General features: G+C 41.9%; 18 protein-coding genes. 14 read left to right on the top strand and 4 right to left on the bottom strand.

Annotated elements, in window-relative coordinates; translation table 11 throughout:
- Positions 1-207: 207 nt before the first annotated feature.
- From eno to BKL51_RS10395, 10 genes are all read left to right on the top strand, one after another.
- A complete protein-coding gene (gene eno / locus BKL51_RS10440) occupies positions 208-1518 on the top strand; it encodes a phosphopyruvate hydratase (protein WP_077466622.1) in 1311 nt (436 codons plus the stop codon).
- Positions 1519-1564: 46 nt separating this feature from the next.
- Positions 1565-1966 carry an NUDIX hydrolase N-terminal domain-containing protein gene (locus BKL51_RS10435; RefSeq protein ID WP_077466621.1) on the top strand — a complete coding sequence of 134 codons (402 nt, stop codon included), beginning with the start codon at positions 1565-1567 and terminating at the stop codon, positions 1964-1966.
- An 8-nt stretch (positions 1967-1974) separates the two neighbouring features.
- On the top strand, positions 1975-2394 hold the full coding sequence (locus BKL51_RS10430; protein ID WP_077466620.1) for a DUF2251 domain-containing protein: 420 nt from the start codon (positions 1975-1977) through the stop codon (positions 2392-2394).
- Complete coding sequence (locus BKL51_RS10425) at positions 2395-3099, top strand: HAD-IA family hydrolase (RefSeq protein ID WP_077466619.1); 705 nt, start codon at positions 2395-2397, stop codon at positions 3097-3099.
- Positions 3096-3680 carry a hypothetical protein gene (locus tag BKL51_RS10420; protein ID WP_077466618.1) on the top strand — a complete coding sequence of 195 codons (585 nt, stop codon included), beginning with the start codon at positions 3096-3098 and terminating at the stop codon, positions 3678-3680. Before BKL51_RS10425 ends, BKL51_RS10420 begins: the two co-directional genes overlap by 4 nt.
- A gap of 1 nt (position 3681) precedes the next feature.
- Positions 3682-4863, top strand: coding sequence for a glutathionylspermidine synthase family protein (locus BKL51_RS10415; RefSeq protein ID WP_077466617.1), 1182 nt, complete (start codon positions 3682-3684; stop codon positions 4861-4863).
- Between the two features lie 111 nt (positions 4864-4974).
- Positions 4975-5823 carry a DMT family transporter gene (locus BKL51_RS10410; protein ID WP_077466616.1) on the top strand — a complete coding sequence of 283 codons (849 nt, stop codon included), beginning with the start codon at positions 4975-4977 and terminating at the stop codon, positions 5821-5823.
- Positions 5824-5923: 100 nt separating this feature from the next.
- Positions 5924-6835 carry an N-acetylmuramic acid 6-phosphate etherase gene (gene murQ / locus BKL51_RS10405; protein ID WP_077466615.1) on the top strand — a complete coding sequence of 304 codons (912 nt, stop codon included), beginning with the start codon at positions 5924-5926 and terminating at the stop codon, positions 6833-6835.
- Positions 6836-6960: 125 nt separating this feature from the next.
- On the top strand, positions 6961-7344 hold the full coding sequence (locus tag BKL51_RS10400) for a cytochrome b562 (RefSeq protein WP_077466614.1): 384 nt from the start codon (positions 6961-6963) through the stop codon (positions 7342-7344).
- Between the two features lie 129 nt (positions 7345-7473).
- Positions 7474-8283 (top strand): class II glutamine amidotransferase, encoded by an 810-nt coding sequence (locus BKL51_RS10395; protein WP_077466613.1) that lies wholly within the window; start codon positions 7474-7476, stop codon positions 8281-8283.
- A 98-nt stretch (positions 8284-8381) separates the two neighbouring features.
- On the opposite strand, the gene gorA is transcribed toward BKL51_RS10395, so the two are convergent.
- Positions 8382-9755, bottom strand: a complete 1374-nt coding sequence (gene gorA, locus BKL51_RS10390; protein ID WP_077466612.1) for a glutathione-disulfide reductase — start codon at positions 9753-9755, stop codon at positions 8382-8384.
- Positions 9756-10161: 406 nt separating this feature from the next.
- On the opposite strand from gorA, the gene BKL51_RS10385 reads away from it, so the two are divergent.
- Complete coding sequence (locus BKL51_RS10385) at positions 10162-10878, top strand: 7-cyano-7-deazaguanine/7-aminomethyl-7-deazaguanine transporter (protein ID WP_077466611.1); 717 nt, start codon at positions 10162-10164, stop codon at positions 10876-10878.
- Positions 10879-10954: 76 nt separating this feature from the next.
- Here the strand turns inward: BKL51_RS10385 and rdgC are convergent, their stop codons facing one another.
- Positions 10955-11863 (bottom strand): recombination-associated protein RdgC, encoded by a 909-nt coding sequence (gene rdgC, locus BKL51_RS10380; protein WP_077466610.1) that lies wholly within the window; start codon positions 11861-11863, stop codon positions 10955-10957.
- Positions 11864-11930: 67 nt separating this feature from the next.
- Here rdgC and proC point away from each other — a divergent pair, with 67 nt between their 5' ends.
- From proC to xerD, 3 genes are read left to right on the top strand one after another with little or no spacing between them, the layout of a single operon-like run.
- Positions 11931-12746, top strand: a complete 816-nt coding sequence (gene proC / locus BKL51_RS10375; protein ID WP_077466609.1) for a pyrroline-5-carboxylate reductase — start codon at positions 11931-11933, stop codon at positions 12744-12746.
- Positions 12746-13909: a 3-phenylpropionate MFS transporter gene (locus BKL51_RS10370; protein WP_077466608.1), complete on the top strand. Its 1164-nt coding sequence runs from the start codon at positions 12746-12748 to the stop codon at positions 13907-13909. Before proC ends, BKL51_RS10370 begins: the two co-directional genes overlap by 1 nt.
- Positions 13910-13958: 49 nt before the next feature.
- Entirely contained in the window at positions 13959-14852 is an 894-nt protein-coding gene (gene xerD / locus BKL51_RS10365) for a site-specific tyrosine recombinase XerD (protein ID WP_077466607.1), read from the top strand.
- A 44-nt stretch (positions 14853-14896) separates the two neighbouring features.
- Here the strand turns inward: xerD and BKL51_RS10360 are convergent, their stop codons facing one another.
- Positions 14897-16027 (bottom strand): glycerate kinase, encoded by a 1131-nt coding sequence (locus BKL51_RS10360; protein ID WP_077466606.1) that lies wholly within the window; start codon positions 16025-16027, stop codon positions 14897-14899.
- A gap of 18 nt (positions 16028-16045) precedes the next feature.
- On the bottom strand, positions 16046-17308 hold the full coding sequence (locus tag BKL51_RS10355) for a GntP family permease (protein ID WP_077466605.1): 1263 nt from the start codon (positions 17306-17308) through the stop codon (positions 16046-16048).
- Positions 17309-17754: the final 446 nt, after the last annotated feature.

The following is a 17754-nucleotide window of genomic DNA, read 5'->3' as shown; positions in this document are numbered from 1 at the left end:
ATAATAAACCGTTTCATATTGAACCTATAAGTTTAGGGGGAACGATGATATAGCGTGGCAATTAACGAAAAATCAACGCTTATCATCCGAATAAAGATCATAGCAATTGCATTTTTTGCGAGACAAAACACTAAAATAGCTTTATCATGGAGAGTTGTTTAGGCTTGTCTAATACATATTTTTATTAACTTAAAGAGGAAAACTAAAATGGCAAAAATCGTTAAAGTAATTGGACGTGAAATCATTGACTCACGTGGTAACCCAACTGTTGAAGCCGAAGTTCATTTAGAAGGCGGTTTCGTTGGTTTAGCGGCTGCTCCATCAGGTGCGTCGACCGGTTCACGTGAAGCATTGGAATTACGCGATGGCGATAAATCACGTTTCCTGGGTAAAGGTGTATTAAAAGCGGTTGCGGCAGTAAATGGACCTATTGCTGAAGCATTAGTGGGTAAAAATGCCTCAAACCAAGCTGAAATCGACCAAATCATGATCGATTTAGACGGCACGGACAATAAATCCAACTTCGGCGCAAACGCAATCTTAGCGGTTTCTTTAGCAAATGCAAAAGCGGCGGCGGCAGCTAAAGGCTTACCGCTTTATGCTTATATTGCCGAACTTAACGGCACTCCGGGCGTATATTCTATGCCATTACCGATGATGAACATCATCAACGGTGGTGAGCATGCGGATAACAACGTAGATATCCAAGAGTTTATGATCCAACCGGTTGGAGCAAAAACATTACGTGAAGCACTTCGTATCGGTGCGGAAGTATTCCATAATCTTGCTAAAGTATTAAAAGCAAAAGGTATGAGTACGGCAGTTGGTGATGAAGGTGGTTTTGCACCAAATCTTGCCTCTAACGCAGACGCTTTGGCTTGTATCAAAGAAGCGGTAGAAAAAGCCGGTTACGTATTAGGTAAAGATGTTACCCTAGCGATGGACTGTGCGTCTTCCGAGTTCTACAACAAAGAAACCGGCAAATATGAAATGAAAGGCGAAGGTCGTTCATTCACCTCTCAAGAGTTCACTCACTACCTTGAAGAATTAACTAAAGAGTACCCAATCGTTTCTGTTGAAGACGGTCAAGATGAATCCGACTGGGAAGGTTTTGCATATCAAACCAAAGTATTGGGCGACAAAGTACAGTTAGTCGGCGATGATTTATTTGTTACGAATACAAAAATCTTAAAAGAAGGTATCGAAAAAGGCATTGCCAACTCTATCTTAATTAAATTCAACCAAATCGGTTCTTTAACTGAAACTTTAGCGGCAATTAAAATGGCAAAAGATGCAGGTTATACTGCTGTCATTTCTCACCGCTCAGGTGAAACCGAAGATGCAACGATCGCTGATTTAGCGGTGGGTACAGCGGCAGGTCAAATCAAAACCGGTTCAATGAGCCGTTCCGACCGCATAGCGAAATACAACCAATTAATCCGTATTGAAGAAGCCTTAGAACGTGCCGGCACACCGGCGACATTCCCGGGTTTAAAAGCGGTGAAAGGTCAAGCATAATGCTTGGTTGATTTAAACTGAAATCGCACCGCACTTTTTCCCAAAAGTGCGGTGTTTTTTAAGGTATTTTTATGACTATACCCCTTATTCACTTCTAACGGAGCCTTGGCTTACTTGGGCGATTGAAATCCAAAACATTGCACAAAACAGTCTTACTTATTGTAAAAACATCTACGATATTGAACGTTACAAACATTTACGCGACATTTCAGCAGAAATGCTAAGTTATAAAACGGCACTCCCCAAAAAAACCGTGAAAAATCTTTTCTGCAATGAAATGTGTGAGCAATTAAGCGGTGAATTTCAATCAAACGGTGAAACCTTGCAATCCGATTATTTCGCTTTAGATGAACTGCCGCCCTTAAACGAAGCAAAAAACACACCTGCACAGGTTGAACTTTGTTTTCAAGCACGTCATAGTAAGTCGTGGACAACAGTATTTGATTAGGAAAAATTATGTTACATCTCACACTCGAAGACGAACTCTTCCTCGGACAAGCCAAACAAGTCGGCACTCATTCAACCCAGTATGATCACCTTGCGGTGATGTTTGAAGATGACGGCGAAACCGGCTATTTTTATGCGTTGGATATGCGCCAAAATGCCCAACCGATCGTTGATGTACTACACGTTTATAATGTGGATTCCACCTCAAATCGTCATGAAGCCCGCAAATTAGAAATTTGTTGGGATGAAACAGGTTATTTGGCGTTACTCTTAATCAATGGTTATCCGCACGCAGTATTTGATTTTGCCCGTTTAGTCGGTTATAACAGTAGCAAACATCCACAACCGGATTTAATGAGTATGTGGACAAGGGAAGAAATCACTAACGAAAAAGCCGAGCAATGGCTTGGCGTGAAAACCATCAAATAAATGAAATTTTATCGTAATCCACACCCTTTCAAAGTCATCAGCTTTGATTTGGACGACACGCTTTATCACAACCGTGATGTGATTCGCCGCGCGGTTTCACTGTTTGTACAATATACACAAACCCTTACCCAATGCTCTACCTTTGAAACGGAATGGTTAGCTTGGAAAGATCGTATCGCACAGGAAAATCCGCTATTAAGCGAAGATGTAACAGAGTGGCGAAAAGAAGCATTACGCCAATTTTTACATGCACAAAACAAAAGTGCGGTAGAAATTGACCGCACTTTATCCCTTGCAATGAATGAATTTCTGCATTGGCGTCATCAAATTAATTTACCGCAAGAAACATTTCACATATTAAATGAATTAAAAAATCGCTATAAGCTCAGTGTTATCACTAATGGTAATGTTGATCCTTCACGTATCGGTTTATCGCAATTTGAGCTGGTTCTGCGTGGCGGCGAACATGGCAGAGCGAAACCCCACAAAGATTTATTCCTACAAACCGCCGATTATTTCAACGTTTCACCACAGGAAATTCTACACGTGGGTGATGACTTAACAACGGACGTACAGGGGGCAATACAAGCGGGTTGCCAAGCGGTGTGGATTAATTTATCGGATAATCGGATCGCTGACTTCACTACAGCCAGCTTACTACCAACTTTAGAAATCAATCACTTAACCGAACTGTTATTATTATGAAAAAGAAAAATCAAATCCTCGTTACACTCTCTATTGTCGCCTTACTTGGCGGTTGTTCGGAGGAAGAAGTACAACGCGATGTGTATCATTCCCTTGACGACTGCCTTGCCGATTGGAAAAGAATTGAATTATGCGAAGCGGATAAAACAACCGAAAATACGCAAACACAAAACGGCAATTCTCTTTCCGGTTTAGGGCTACGTAATAACGGTGAAAATACCGATAATACAAATAACAATGAATGGCAAAATGCCAATCAAACTCAAGGTGAGCAAAATAATGCCACCGGAGAAACCACAGCTAATGCAGAAAGTAATGATCCCTCTTTAGGCACAGCCATTGCCGGCGGTGTGATGGGTTATATGGCGGCTCGCGCTATTAGTAATTTTTTAGGACCTAGCTATCATCCGGGCAATCGTGCGGTCTCCACCCCTAGTGGACAAGTTATCCAACCTCAAACCAATCGTTCTGTGGGTAAGCCTGTGTTGGTAAAAGGCAAAGCGGGGAGTATGAACAGCAAACCAATTTCACGCGGCGGTTTTAGCAGCCCAAGCAATTCAAACCGTAGTAGCGGGGGGTAAGATGAAACGCATAAGCGGTTTTCCAACCCGCCCCGATATGGTACAACAACTGTTAGATGTGGGGTTTGATTATTACAATTTACCTTCCAGCGACGGTTCTCACTATTGGTCGGATAATGTCGCCTACGAATTTACACTGGCCGAGATCGATCGCATTGAAGATACCACAAATGAACTTCACTCAATGTGTTTAAATTTTGTTACCGATGAAATCAAGCAAGGCGATTATGCCTATTATCGTTTCACCGATTTACAAAAGCAGTTGATCGAAGATTCATGGCATAAACAAGCGCCCTACTTATACGGACGCTTTGACTTTGGGTATGACGGTGAAAATTTAAAAATGTTTGAATACAATGCCGATACGCCGACTTCTTTACTAGAAGCCGCTGTCGTGCAATGGCAATGGTTGGAGCAAATTGAAGGCTTACAGCACCGTGACCAATTTAATTGGATCCACGAAGAATTGCTCAAACATTTCACCTTTCTCAAACAACAAAGTGGAAAAAGCGATTTCTATTTCAGTGCTATGCAAGAAGCCGGGCGGGAAGACTGGGGCAATTTAGACTATCTTGCAGACGTTGCCTATAATGCAGGCTGGAATATTCACCAGCTTGCAGTGGAAGACGTCGGCTATAACAAAGACAGCAAAGAGTTTGTTGATTTAAACGATACGACTATTGAAATGCTTTTTAAACTCTATCCTTTAGAATGGTTAAGCGGTGCGGAGTTTGCCCAACATATCCCGACAGCCAATACGCATTTCATTGAGCCGGCTTGGAAAATGTTATTAAGTAACAAAGCATTACTCGCAAAATTATGGCAACGCTATCCGAATCACCCGAATTTACTACCGGCTTATTTCAACAAATTTGATATTACCGATCGCAATACAATTTGGGTGAAAAAACCACTGCTTGGTCGGGAAGGAGCCAACCTATTCTATTATGAAAAAAATAATGGTATAGAATTTGCCGCTAAAGGTAGCGAACACTCAGCATTCTATGATACTTCTGGCTATATTTATCAACAGAAATTTGAGCTGCCAAATTTTGATGGTATGTATCCCGTTATCGGTTCTTGGGTCATTGGTGATGTGGCGTGCGGAATGGGATTACGTGAAGATTTCACAGCAGTTACCGGCAACGATAGCCATTTCGTGCCGCACTATTTTGTACCGTAATTTAACCGAGTACGGAAAAAATAAAGGGAAACTGAAAAAATAAAAACGGCAGAATAAACTGCCGCTTTTTTGTTTATCTAATATAGTCATCACTTATCAATGTACAACTAAATGAACAAATACAATTTAGCATTATTAAAAGTACATGGCACGGCGGTGCTTTTTGGCGCATCCGGCATTTTTGGGGCATTAACCACTAGCGAAGCGGATACGCTCGTACTCGGACGGGTTTTAATTGCATCCGCTATTTTAATTTTATATTTCCTTTACAAAAAACAACCGCTTGTCAAAATTACAAAAGGGCAATTTGGGCAGCTGATGTTTTCCGGCATATTACTGGCTATCCATTGGGTTACTTTTTTTGTTGCGGTAAAAGTAGGCGGCGTGGCATTAGCCACTTTGGGTTTTGCCAGTTTTCCCGCTTTTGTCGCCCTGTTTGAATCCGTTTTTTTCAAAGAAAGATTATACGCTAAAGATATTATCTTGCTGATAGCCATCACCATCGGTTTAATTTTGGTGACACCGGATTTTAATTTTAGCAGTGAAAATACACAAGGGTTACTTTGGGGCATTTTATCTGCGATTGATTATGGCATACTTGCTGTGGTCAACCGTAAAAACATGCGTAAACTTTCAGGTTTGCAAGCAAGTTTCTGGCAATATTTAGCGGCTGCTATTTTCTTACTGCCTTTCTCCGGCGACAAATTATTCGCAGTGTCGGCCATAGACTGGTTTTGGATCTTCTGTGTCGGTTTTTTATGCACCAGTGTGGCTTATACTCTCTTTATTTCCAGTCTTGACACCATCAACGCTCGCACCGCCTCAATGATTATCTCACTTGAACCTGTTTATAGCATTGCATTGGCATGGTTATTGTTTGGCGAAACTCCCACCTTAAAGATGCTGATAGGCGGCTCAATTATCCTGCTTGCAGTTGCGTGGTCAAATTTGAAAAAGTAAAAAAGAGACCACAGGCTATACGTAAACGAGAGATTTATCCCATACGATGCAATAACATAATACAATAGTTTCCACTCTACCCACTTAAATCGGAATAAGCATGAACGAACAACTTCTTCAAACTCTTTCAACTCTAATCACCGAACAGCGTAATCCTCGATCTATGAATATCGATCAGCTTTCCGCCTTAGAAATCGTAACGCTAATGAACCACGAGGATCGCCAAATTCCCCTTGCCGTTGAACGGGTATTACCCCAAATTGCCCAAGCGGTAGAAGCCATTGTAAGCGCATTTCAGCACGGCGGAAGATTAATATATATAGGCGCCGGCACAAGCGGACGTTTAGGCGTTCTCGATGCCTCTGAATGTCCGCCTACTTTTGGTGTAAGTGATGAGATGGTGAGGGGCATTATTGCAGGCGGTGAACTTGCCATTCGCCATCCTGTAGAAGGTGCTGAAGATAACCAAAGCGCAGCAATTAACGATTTACGCACAATCAAATTTTCAGCTAAAGATGTTTTAGTCGGCATTGCCGCCAGCGGGCGTACACCTTATGTTTTAGGCGCATTAAAGTATGCCAAACAATTAGGTGCCGTAACGATCTCCATCGCCAGCAATCCTCATTCGGTAATGGCTCAAATCGCCGATATTGCCATTGATACCGTTGTCGGCGCAGAAATACTAACCGGCTCTAGCCGTTTAAAATCAGGTACTGCACAAAAATTAGTACTCAATATGCTAACCACGGCATCTATGGTTTTGCTCGGTAAATGCTATGAAAATCTGATGGTGGATGTACAAGCCAGCAATGAAAAACTTAAAGCCCGCGCTATTCACATTGTTATGCAAGCGACTGATTGTGATGAAACAACCGCAGAAAAAAATCTTATTCTTGCCGAACAAAACGCAAAATTGGCAATCATGATGATTTTAAGCGGCTTGAATAAAAATGAATCCCAAGCATTGTTAGAGAAAGAGCAAGGGCGTTTGCGGAAAGCATTGATAAAATAAAACGGAAAAGTGCGGTTAAATTTGACCGCATTTTTACTGATAGGATAAAATCTGTCCCGCTATTTATCATATTGATTTTTAAATAGCATGATCAATTCTATATAGGAACAAAATTGGAACATACGATGAAAAAACTTTTTACTTTTATTGCCGTTGCCATCACTGCCATTTCTACTTTTGCCTCATCAAAAGAATCCATTAATCTTCGTGATGAAATGATCATTATGGCGCAACGTTTAAATCTTGCTAACCGTGCCGATTCTGTTGAAGAATTTCAAAACAGCGTGGCAAAATTTATTGATGCGGCAGAAAAATCCAAAGCAACCGTGCCACCGAAATGGAACGGCGATACATCACAATTTTCAGGCTATCAACAAGGTTTACAAAAAGTCATTGATATTGCAACGGAAGCATCGGAGTTGGCGAAACAGAATAAATTAAATGAAGCCAAAGAAAAGCTCATAGAGCTACCGGAACTAAGAAAAATGTATCATAAATTGTACAAATAGCTTTACGCTATTTTATGTAATATTTTTGTCTAAAAATCCCGCTTCTCTCTCTTGAAATCAACCCTATAATGGTGTTAAATCTACACCTCTTGTAGGGTTATTCGTTTAGTCATATTTTAGAAGGGTTTTATGTGTCAATTGCTTGGCATGAACTGTAACACGCCAACAGATATCGTGTTTTCTTTTGAAGGTTTTCGCCGCCGTGCAGGCTTAACAGGGTGTCATTCAGATGGTTTCGGCATTGCTTTTTTTGAAGGACTAGGGGTACGGGTTTTTCGAGATAATCGCCCAGCCTCCCATTCTCCGATTGCCGATTGTGTAAAACAATATCAAATAAAATCACTCAATGTGATTGCACATATTCGTAAAGCTACCCAAGGCGAGGTAAATATTGAAAATACTCATCCTTTTATTCGCGAAATTTGGGGTGAAAATTGGGTGTTTGCCCATAACGGTAATTTAAAAGATCTACCGGATATGTCCGAGAGTTTCTGCCAACCGATAGGTTCAACCGATTCTGAAGCCGCATTTTGTTACATGGCTGAATATTTAAAAAATCGTTTTCGTAAAAAACCGACGGAAATGCAAATTTTTGAGGCAATTCAAGATATTACCAAAAAACTTGCAACACACGGCACGTTCAATTTTATCCTGTCTAACGGTGAATGGATGATTGCCCACTGCGCAACTAATTTGCATTATCTCACGCGAAAAGCGCCTTTCGGTAAAGCCTGTCGTATTGATGATGACGGTGTTATTGATTTTAACGATTATGCTAAAGACGGCGATAAAGTCACCATCATTACCACCTTTCCCCTCACAAAGGATGAATCTTGGACAAAAATGGAAAACGGCGGTTTTGTCTTTTTCAAAGAAGGGGATAAAGTGGCAGAAATTATCGGCGTAGCGAAAGAAGCGGTAGATGACGGAACACTATGACACCCGTTGAATTGTGGGATTTACGCCAACCGGTTTCATTCATCACAAAACAAAAGTGCGGTTAAAATTAACCGCACTTTTTTGTTATTTCGAAAAAATTAACGCATTGTAACAAATTCTTCCGAACCGGTCGGGTGGATCGCCACCGTATTATCAAAATCTGCTTTTGTTGCACCCATTTTGATTGCAACCGCAAAACCTTGAATCATTTCATCCACACCATAACCGATTCCGTGCAAGCCGACTATTTTTTCATCTTTGCCCACGCACACTAATTTCATTCGACAAGGTTGGCGATGCTGAGTAACTGCGGTGTACATCGCGGTAAAGGAAGATTTATATACTTTTACATTTCCTTCGCCATATTGTTCAACGGCTTGCGATTCGGTTAATCCAATCGTGCCAATCGGAGGGTGGCTGAATACTACGGTCGGCACAAGATTGTAATCTAAGTGCTCGTTAGGTTTGTTATTGAATAAACGCTCGGATAAACGGCGACCTGCCGCAACCGCAACCGGTGTTAATTCGATACCGCCTTCAATAATATCGCCTACCGCATAGATGCCTTTCACATTGGTATTTTGATATTTATCGACTTTAATGTAACCACGCTCGTTGGTTTCCACACCGGCGAGCTCTAGACCGATTCGATCCGTTGCCGGTTCACGACCTGCCGCCCAAATGACACAATCTACCGTTACACTTCGTTCGTGATCAAATTTTACCGTGAGAGAATCATCAATATTTTTAACAATTTCCTGAACCGTTGTATGTTTATGCAGCGTAATACCATCCTGTTCCAACACCTCAAGTAAGGTTTCCACAATTAACGGATCTTGATTACGCATTGGTGCATGACGACGTACCACCAAATGAGTTTCCGAGCCAAGACTGTTCAATACTCCGGCAATCTCCACGGCAATATAGCCTGCCCCGATAATCGCAACACGTTTCGGTAATGTTTTTAATGCAAAGAAACCGTCCGAATCAATACCATATTCTTGTCCTTTTACCGAATTAGGCCGAAACGGTCTGCCCCCTGTTGCAATTAAGATATGTTCCGCCGTTACACGCTCGGTTGAACCATCTGCAAAGGTGACCTCAATGGTATGCGCATCAACAAACTTACCGAATCCGTTAATCACATCAACGTTATTTTTAGCTAACACGTTATTGTAAGAAGTATGAATACGGCCGATATAGGCTTGGCGACTTTCAATAAGTTTGTCGAAATCAAATTTTTTCACATTCACATCAAAACCATAATCCGGTGCATAATGGTTAATGGCTTCTGCGATCTGTGCGCCATAAAACATGACTTTCTTCGGCACACAGCCTACATTGACACAGGTTCCGCCTAAATATTTTGCTTCAATAATCGCACATTTTTTACCATAGCTCGCCGCACGATTAATCGAAGCAATACCGCCGCTGCCACCACCAATAGCAATATAGTCATAATGTTTAGTCATCGTTTTATCCTTTATTCCGAATATAAAAATTTTCTACATTCTGCCTAAATTTTATCAATAAAGCCATAAATTAGTATGATTGGAAATGTCTATATTGATACGATGTTCCGTATCAATTGTACGATACCCAATAATAGCCTCCCTAGGGTATATTGAGATATTCGTTTTGTGTGTTTGTTACCTAATACCGTATAGATATAAAAGTGCGGCTATTTTTCAACTGTATTTTTACATTTGCGATAAAAGCAACAATAAGCCAAACCAGTAACAAGCAAACGGATTGGTAAATTGATTGCCTTATTTTCTATCTTTACTTGCAATTCCGCTAAATCTGAGTAAGATTCAACCCCTTATTTTAACTCGGGTTCCCTCACCCCGAATTGCTATTGAATTAAAAAGGTAAAACATGAAAATCCAACATTCTATTTTTAATGCGCAACAAAAGCGCCATGCCTTAGTTTGGCTAAGTTTTTTTCATATTCTAATCATTGCGGCAAGCAATTATTTAGTACAAATCCCCTTTGAAATTACCCTAAAATTGACCGCACTTGGCGCAGCAAAAGATTTCTCTTTTCACAGTACTTGGGGAACGCTCACCTTTCCCTTTATTTTTCTCGCGACGGATCTCACCGTACGCATATTCGGTGCAAAAGAAGCCCGTTGGATTATTTTTATCGTGATGATCCCGGCATTAATCGTGAGTTATGTCATCTCCGTATTGTTTTCCGATTCGCAATTTCAAGGTATAGATGCGTTAGGAAACTTCGATATGTTTGTCTTTCGCATCGCACTTGCCAGCTTTTTGGCTTATGTAGTAGGGCAATTATTGGATGTTTCGGTATTCAACCAATTACGACAACTTAAAACATGGTGGATCGCGCCGAGCAGCTCAATGCTATTCGGCTCGCTCGCCGACACTTTCGTATTTTTCGGCGTGGCATTTTATCAAAGCACAGACACTTTCATGGCGGAACATTGGATACAGCTTGGATTTGTGGATTATTTATTCAAACTATTTATTGGTATTTTGCTATTTGTACCGGCTTACGGCGTAGTATTAAGCTTCATTTTACGTAAACTCCAAGCCCTTAGCGGTCAAAACAAAGCATCTCATTCATATTAAAATGTCAGTTTTGTATAACAACTGCATAATACCGAAAATCAAACAAAGTGCGGTCAAATTTAACCGCACTTTTCCGTTATAATCTCGCTTTCTCGCCGCCAAATTCTTCCAATAAATTTTCAGTTAATTTGGCGATAATACCTGTCATTAACACAAAATCCGCATCAAACCGTTGAGCAAAATCTTCTTTTAAAATATCCTCATTTTTCTCGCGTACGTTGTCGGCAAATTTCAAGCGTTTGATCGTGCAATCTTCACTAAAAACAAAAGTAAGGGTATCTTCCCATTCCAAGGCTAATTTGCTGACTACTTTTTTCCCCTCTTGCAATAGTGCAAGAATTTCCTCGTTTTCAAGAGGTTGTTTTTTACAACGAATCACGCTGTCTTCTTGGCTACCGCGCAGCTCGGCTTCCTCCAGGGCGATGAGCCAGTGCGGCAGACTGTCTTGCGTGATCCAATGGGTCAGAATCGTACTGGGTTCCTGCGCAAAAGCCAGAGGAACAACAGGCAAGGAACCAAGGGATTTTCGCAATAATGCCAACGCATCTTCCGCACGTTTGCTTGATGCCGCATCCACATGAATAAGTTGATTTTCCGTATCAATCCATAACGCCGTATGCTGATTTTTACTGAACGCCCGTGGCAACAGGTTCATCACCACATCATCTTTTAACGTTTGTTTTTCTACTTTTTTCAGTTTGCGGTTTTCTTTTTGTTCCACACTTTCAATACGCTCATCCAACTCACGTTTTACCACATTCGCCGGTAAGATTTTTTCTTCCTTTTTTGCCACTAATAAAATCTGTTTAGCGGAGAAAAAATATAATAAATCCGATCCGCGCAACGGCTGTCCCCAACCGAACTTACTTTGATCTTGTGCACCGCAAGGATGAAATTGGCAAGCCTCAAGCTGTGTTTGTAATTGTTCGACATCCCATTCTAAGGGCTTTGTAATTCTATATGTCATTAAATTTTTAAACCACATCGTACACTTCCTTCATAATCAGGTAAAATGGGCGTCATTGTAGCCCATAAACTGACAGGAAAAAATGATGCAGCAGAAATTAATCGCCTTTATCGGTGGTGGTAATATGGCCCAGGCTATTGTGTTCGGGTTGTTAAAACAAGGGTATCCGGCAACACAAATTATTGTGAATGATCCTAATCGGGAAAAACAAGAAAGCTTTGCCAAATTAGGTGTGCAAACGGCAGAAAATAATGAGGAAAGCGCCGCTCGTGCCGATATTGTCTTACTTGCCGTCAAACCGCAAATTATGGCGGAGGTTGGTCAATCGCTAAGTGCGGTTGATTTTTCCGATAAATTATTAATTTCCATTGCCGCGGGTATTTCCACTGCCCGCTTGCAAGCCCTGATTCCTAGTACAAAATCCATTGTGCGGGTAATGCCAAACACGCCGGCATTAGTGGGTGAGGGAATGGCAGGGCTGTTTGCCTCAAAAAATACCGCTGAAATCGACCGCTCTTTGGCGGAAAGATTATTGGCGGCAGTGGGAAAAACCGTTTGGATTGAAGACGAAAGCCAAATGCATGCCGTAACCGCCGCATCCGGCAGTAGCCCCGCCTATTTCTTTTTAATGTTAGAAGCAATGCAACAGGCATTAATAGAAATGAATATAGATGCAAACACCGCCCGCCAACTGGTGCAACAATCTATGCTTGGCGCGGCAAAAATGGTGGTGGAAAACCCACAAATTACGCTTGCTACGTTAAGAGAAAATGTGACATCAAAAGGCGGAACTACCGCTGCTGCGTTGGAAATATTCAATACGCGGCAATTTAATCAAACCGTGGCGGAAGCAATGTTCGCCTGTGTTGCACGCTCACAAGAAATGGAAACTTTATTCTAATGCAAGTTCATCCCTTTTACTGGCTCGCGCTGAGCTTTCTCGGCTACTACTGTGCTTATGGCGTATTTTTGCCGTTCTTTCCCGCTTGGTTGAAATCACAACAATACGGCGAAGAAATGATCGGGATTGTTATCGGTAGTGCCTATATTTTCCGTTTTATCGGCGGATTATTTTTCTCTTCGTTAATCCAAAAAGCCGATCATATTATCAATTCACTGCGATTATTAGCTTTATGTTCCACTCTGATTATGGCAATCATGAGTTTAGTTACCGATAATTTTTGGTTACTGTTTTTTGCGATTGGACTTTTTGCCATGGTCAACTCCGCCGGTATGCCGATTGGCGATTCGCTGGCTTCCACTTGGCAACGCCAAATCGGCTTGGATTACGGCAAGGTACGCTTAATCGGTTCAGCCGCTTTCGTGCTGGGCGTAGTTGTCTTTGGCGGCATAATAGACTGGGTTGGAGAACAAAATATCGTATGGATTTTGACCGCACTTTTGCTGTTTTATACCCTTATTCAACTACTCAAACCAAGTATTCCGCCAAAAGATGAAACGCTAATAGACAATACGCCGACTCAAATCGGCTTTTTGACATTACTAAAAGATTCAACCACGTTACGGGTGATGATTGGAGTAGGGCTGATTCAAAGCTCTCACGCCGCCTATTATGTGTACAGCACCATTTATTGGACAAGCATCGGTATTTCCGTTTCTCAAACCAGCCTGCTTTGGGGAGTAGGCGTATTAGCGGAAATTTTATTATTCTTCTTTTCACGCTGTTTATTCCAAAATTGGGCAGTCAGTCTAATTTTCTTTCTTTCCGCAATCGTATCTATTTTACGTTGGGCAGGCTTGGCTTACGCCGACACTTTTTGGCAAATTTTACTGCTCCAATTGGCGCATGGCCTCACTTATGCCGCTTGTCATTATGCGATTGTGCGCTATATCACCACCCAACCGCAAAACCACATTGCAAAATTGCAAGGTCTGTATAACGGCTTATCAAATGGCGCACTTATTGCACTGTTTTCGGCTATCTCCGGCTTAATCTATCCGATTTCGCCAACCATGACGTTCTTACTAATGAGCGTTATCGCAGCCCTTTCGCTCTTAGTGATACCACGGAAATTAGAGGCATTTTTGGTAAAACAAAATTAAGCGGCATGTTGTTCTAACATAAGGCGCGAAAATAAATACGAAGGAAATTATGAATAATTTGTCATTGGTGGATCTCTTCCTTAACGAATACTGGATTGAAAAAGGGCTTTCTGAAAATACCGTGCAATCCTATCGGCTGGATCTGACCGCACTTTGTCATTGGTCGGATCAACATAATCTTTCCCTTGAAACCTTAGATTCCGTGGATTTACAGCATTTCCTCGGGGAACGGGTCGAGCAAGGCTATAAAGCGAGTAGTACTGCACGGCTATTAAGTGCTATGAGAAAATTATTCCAGTACTTATACCGTGAAAAATATCGTGCGGATGATCCTAGCGCAATTTTGAGTTCACCCAAATTACCAAGCCGCCTACCAAAATATTTAAGCGAACAACAAGTTACCGACTTGCTCAATACGCCGAATGTGGAAATCCCTTTAGAATTGCGTGATAAAGCGATGTTGGAATTACTTTACGCCACGGGTTTGCGTGTAACGGAATTGGTTTCTCTCACCATTGAAAATATGAGCGTACAACAAGGTGTTGTGCGGGTAATTGGGAAAGGCAACAAAGAACGCATTGTGCCAATGGGGGAAGAAGCCGCATATTGGGTTCGCCAATTTGTGCTTTACGGTCGCCCCGTGTTATTAAACGGACAAAGTTCCGACATTGTATTCCCTAGCCAACGGGCCCGACAAATGACCCGCCAAACTTTTTGGCATCGTATTAAACATTATGCCGTGCTTGCCGATATTGATGCGGATGCACTCTCGCCCCACATACTTCGCCACGCTTTCGCTACCCATTTAGTCAATCATGGTGCGGATTTACGCGTGGTGCAAATGCTACTGGGACATAGTGATTTATCTACCACGCAAATCTACACACATGTTGCGAAAGAGCGGTTAAAACGCTTGCATGAAAGGTTTCATCCAAGGGGGTGAACTAAAAAGTGCGGTTAAAAATCACCGCACTTTTGTTTAACCGCTTACTTCAACGCCAATAATCTCGCTACATTCTGCGCGGCAGAAATTAAGTTTTGTTCACCCTGCTTGAGAACCTCGGACAAATCACCTAACTGGCGAATAATCGGGAAAACGGCATCAATACCGTGGGCATAAACCACATCGTAGTCTTCACGCAAACAGCCGACAATGGCAATCACCGGTTTATTGAATTGTTTCGCTGTCCGTGCCACGCCAATTGGGGTTTTGCCCATAATACTTTGCGCGTCCATTCGCCCTTCGCCGGTAATGACGTAATCGGCATCTTGCACGTAATCGGTAAGCCGTAAATTATCTAATACAATTTGTACGCCGGCTTTCAGTTGCACATTCGGCAATAACAATAATCCGCCGCCCATACCGCCTGCCGCCCCTGCGCCTGCCTGCTTAGCAATATCCTTACCACAATCCCGTTCGGCAATTTTCGCAAAATGGGCTAAGGCGCAATCAAGTTGTTGTACCATCTCCGCTGTCGCCCCTTTTTGCGGGCCGAAAATGGCAGAGGCACCACGCTCGCCAAAAAGAGGATTATTCACATCGCAAGCTACTTCAATCTGTATATTTTGTAAGCGTTCGTCCAGTTTTTGAAAATCAATTTTTTCGATCTTCGCTAATTCTGCGCCACCAAAGCCAATTTGATTGCCTTGAATATCTAGAAATTGTATGCCTAGTGCCTGCAACATCCCCACGCCACCGTCATTGGTTGCGCTACCGCCAATGCCAAGAATAAGTTTTTCTACGCCAAGATCAAGGGCTTGTTTGATTAATTCACCCGTGCCGTAACTGGTGGTGAGTAACGGATTACGTTTTTCCGGTGAAACCAAATGCAATCCCGAAGCCGCCGCCATTTCGATAATTGCGGTTTTACCATCACCGGATAAACCAAAGAAACTGTTGATTTTCTCACCTAGTGGTGCGGTCACCTCACATTCCACGATTTTACCTTGGGTTGCATCCACTAAAGATTGAACGGTACCTTCGCCGCCGTCCGCCATAGGTAATTTCACATATTCCGCGTTAGGAAAAACACGTCTAAAGCCTGTTTCAATGGCGGTTGCCACTTCAAGTGCGGTTAAACTTTCTTTAAAAGAATCGGGGGCAATCACAATTTTCATTTTGTACTCCTATTATGCTTAAAATAAGTTGAATACACCGAAAATTAGGGTGGAAATGAGGGTCATCATTAAACCTACCGCACTTTCGTAAGGAATCAGCTTTAAACGTTCTTTTATCTCCATATTCACACTGCCGCCGGTGGCGTGGAAGAAAGAACCGTGAGGCATATGATCAAACACGGTAGCCCCTGCGTGAATCATCGCTGCACCGGCAAGGCTACTCACACCGAGTTCCAATAAGGTACTGCTGAATACATTAGAGGCAACTGCCGTACCTGCGGTGGTGGAAGCGGTAGCAAGAGACATTAACGCCCCTGAAATCGGTGCAAGAATATAGGAAGGCAAACCGGAATGCTCCAACCCTTGAATCAACACATCTTTCAAACCGGAATTGGCGATAATACCTGCTAATGCCCCTGTACCAAGCAACATAATCGCAACCGGTGCCATTTTTCCCAAACCACTGATAGCATAGCTGTTCGCCTGACGTAATTTTCCCATACAAAGCGCACCGATTAGCCCGCCTAACGGCAATGCGATAAGCGGATCCACTTTAATATCAAATAAAGGACGAAGAGCAAGCAATAAAATCGCCACCAACGGTGCAACAAGTGCGGTTAAAAATGAAGGTAGATTTTGACTTTCAACCATCACCACTTCTTTATCCGTCACTTTAGAACCTTTATTGATAAGTCGTTTTGCCAAGAAATAAGTAAACATTAAACCAAATATTGCCGGAATAATGCCTGCCATCATCACTGAAGTCAGCGGCAAATGAAAAGTATCCGCCGCCGCAATCGCATTCGGATTTGGCGACATAATATTGCCCGCTTTCCCTCCGCCAATCATTGCCAATAAAATCGCAGCCTTGGATAAATCGGTGCGACGTGCTAAAGCTAAGGCAATCGGCGAAACGGTAATTACGGCGACATCCACAAATACCCCTACTGCGGTTAAGATCATAGTGGCTAATGCCAACGCCAATAACGCACGAGTTTCACCAAGCTTATTGGTGATCGTTTCGGCAATGGCATTTGCCGCACCGGACTCAATCAATACACCGGCTAACACACCGGCTGCCAAAATACGCATCACGGCAGTCGTAATCCCTTGTGCGCCGCCGATCATTAAGCTCACTGTTTGTGATAAATCCACACCACCAACCAAGCCGCCGACTAATGCCCCGACTAACATCCCATAAGCGGGCGAAACTTTTTTCAAAATCAGGAAAATGGCGACGACTAATGCCACCAATGCCCCTAAAGCAGATACGGTTGTCATAGTTTCTCTCCTCTTGAATGATAAAATCAGAGAGATTATTTCTTGTTTCACGAAAAATTGCTTTATTCATATCAACAAAAAAATATGGTTAAATCTTCCGAATTTTATTATTTTGAACAAATTAATGTTGTAATAATATTCCGAAATAAAGACTTAGCAAATCATCTATCCTATTGAAATATAACCCTGTTATTTGTTTAATTTTAGAAGGTCGATAACGTAGGTTATTGGAGTAAATAAACAGTTTTTCAGTGATGTGAAGGCGATCACAGTTTTACAATAAAGTTTTTTCCGCCCTTGAATAATTGTTTTTATTTTGTTGCTTTTTTGTAATTTTCTTGACTAAAATAAAATTTCCATAGACTCTTCTATCATTCATCAAAATAAAGCTCAATCATATGAACTAAAATAATTGATAGTGGAAATAAATTAAGGATATATTTATG

It is taken from the genome of Rodentibacter sp. Ppn85, from assembly GCF_001999335.1.
Lineage (GTDB): Bacteria > Pseudomonadota > Gammaproteobacteria > Enterobacterales > Pasteurellaceae > Rodentibacter.
The sequence above is the reverse complement of the archived record's forward strand: the minus strand, read 5'-3'. Positions and strand labels throughout refer to the sequence as shown.

Bases quoted from the DNA above. Each gene is read 5' to 3' on its own strand.
- BKL51_RS10430 (WP_077466620.1), top strand. From the start codon at position 1,975: ATGTTACATCTCACACTCGAAGACGAACTCTTCCTCGGACAAGCCAAA.
- BKL51_RS10420 (WP_077466618.1), top strand. From the start codon at position 3,096: ATGAAAAAGAAAAATCAAATCCTCGTTACACTCTCTATTGTCGCCTTA.
- BKL51_RS10415 (WP_077466617.1), top strand. From the start codon at position 3,682: ATGAAACGCATAAGCGGTTTTCCAACCCGCCCCGATATGGTACAACAA.
- BKL51_RS10360 (WP_077466606.1), bottom strand. From the start codon at position 16,027: ATGAAAATTGTGATTGCCCCCGATTCTTTTAAAGAAAGTTTAACCGCA.
- BKL51_RS10395 (WP_077466613.1), top strand. From the start codon at position 7,474: ATGTGTCAATTGCTTGGCATGAACTGTAACACGCCAACAGATATCGTG.
- BKL51_RS10410 (WP_077466616.1), top strand. From the start codon at position 4,975: ATGAACAAATACAATTTAGCATTATTAAAAGTACATGGCACGGCGGTG.
- BKL51_RS10425 (WP_077466619.1), top strand. From the start codon at position 2,395: ATGAAATTTTATCGTAATCCACACCCTTTCAAAGTCATCAGCTTTGAT.
- proC (WP_077466609.1), top strand. From the start codon at position 11,931: ATGCAGCAGAAATTAATCGCCTTTATCGGTGGTGGTAATATGGCCCAG.
- xerD (WP_077466607.1), top strand. From the start codon at position 13,959: ATGAATAATTTGTCATTGGTGGATCTCTTCCTTAACGAATACTGGATT.
- rdgC (WP_077466610.1), bottom strand. From the start codon at position 11,863: ATGTGGTTTAAAAATTTAATGACATATAGAATTACAAAGCCCTTAGAA.
- eno (WP_077466622.1), top strand. From the start codon at position 208: ATGGCAAAAATCGTTAAAGTAATTGGACGTGAAATCATTGACTCACGT.
- BKL51_RS10400 (WP_077466614.1), top strand. From the start codon at position 6,961: ATGAAAAAACTTTTTACTTTTATTGCCGTTGCCATCACTGCCATTTCT.
- BKL51_RS10355 (WP_077466605.1), bottom strand. From the start codon at position 17,308: ATGACAACCGTATCTGCTTTAGGGGCATTGGTGGCATTAGTCGTCGCC.
- murQ (WP_077466615.1), top strand. From the start codon at position 5,924: ATGAACGAACAACTTCTTCAAACTCTTTCAACTCTAATCACCGAACAG.
- BKL51_RS10370 (WP_077466608.1), top strand. From the start codon at position 12,746: ATGCAAGTTCATCCCTTTTACTGGCTCGCGCTGAGCTTTCTCGGCTAC.
- gorA (WP_077466612.1), bottom strand. From the start codon at position 9,755: ATGACTAAACATTATGACTATATTGCTATTGGTGGTGGCAGCGGCGGT.
- BKL51_RS10385 (WP_077466611.1), top strand. From the start codon at position 10,162: ATGAAAATCCAACATTCTATTTTTAATGCGCAACAAAAGCGCCATGCC.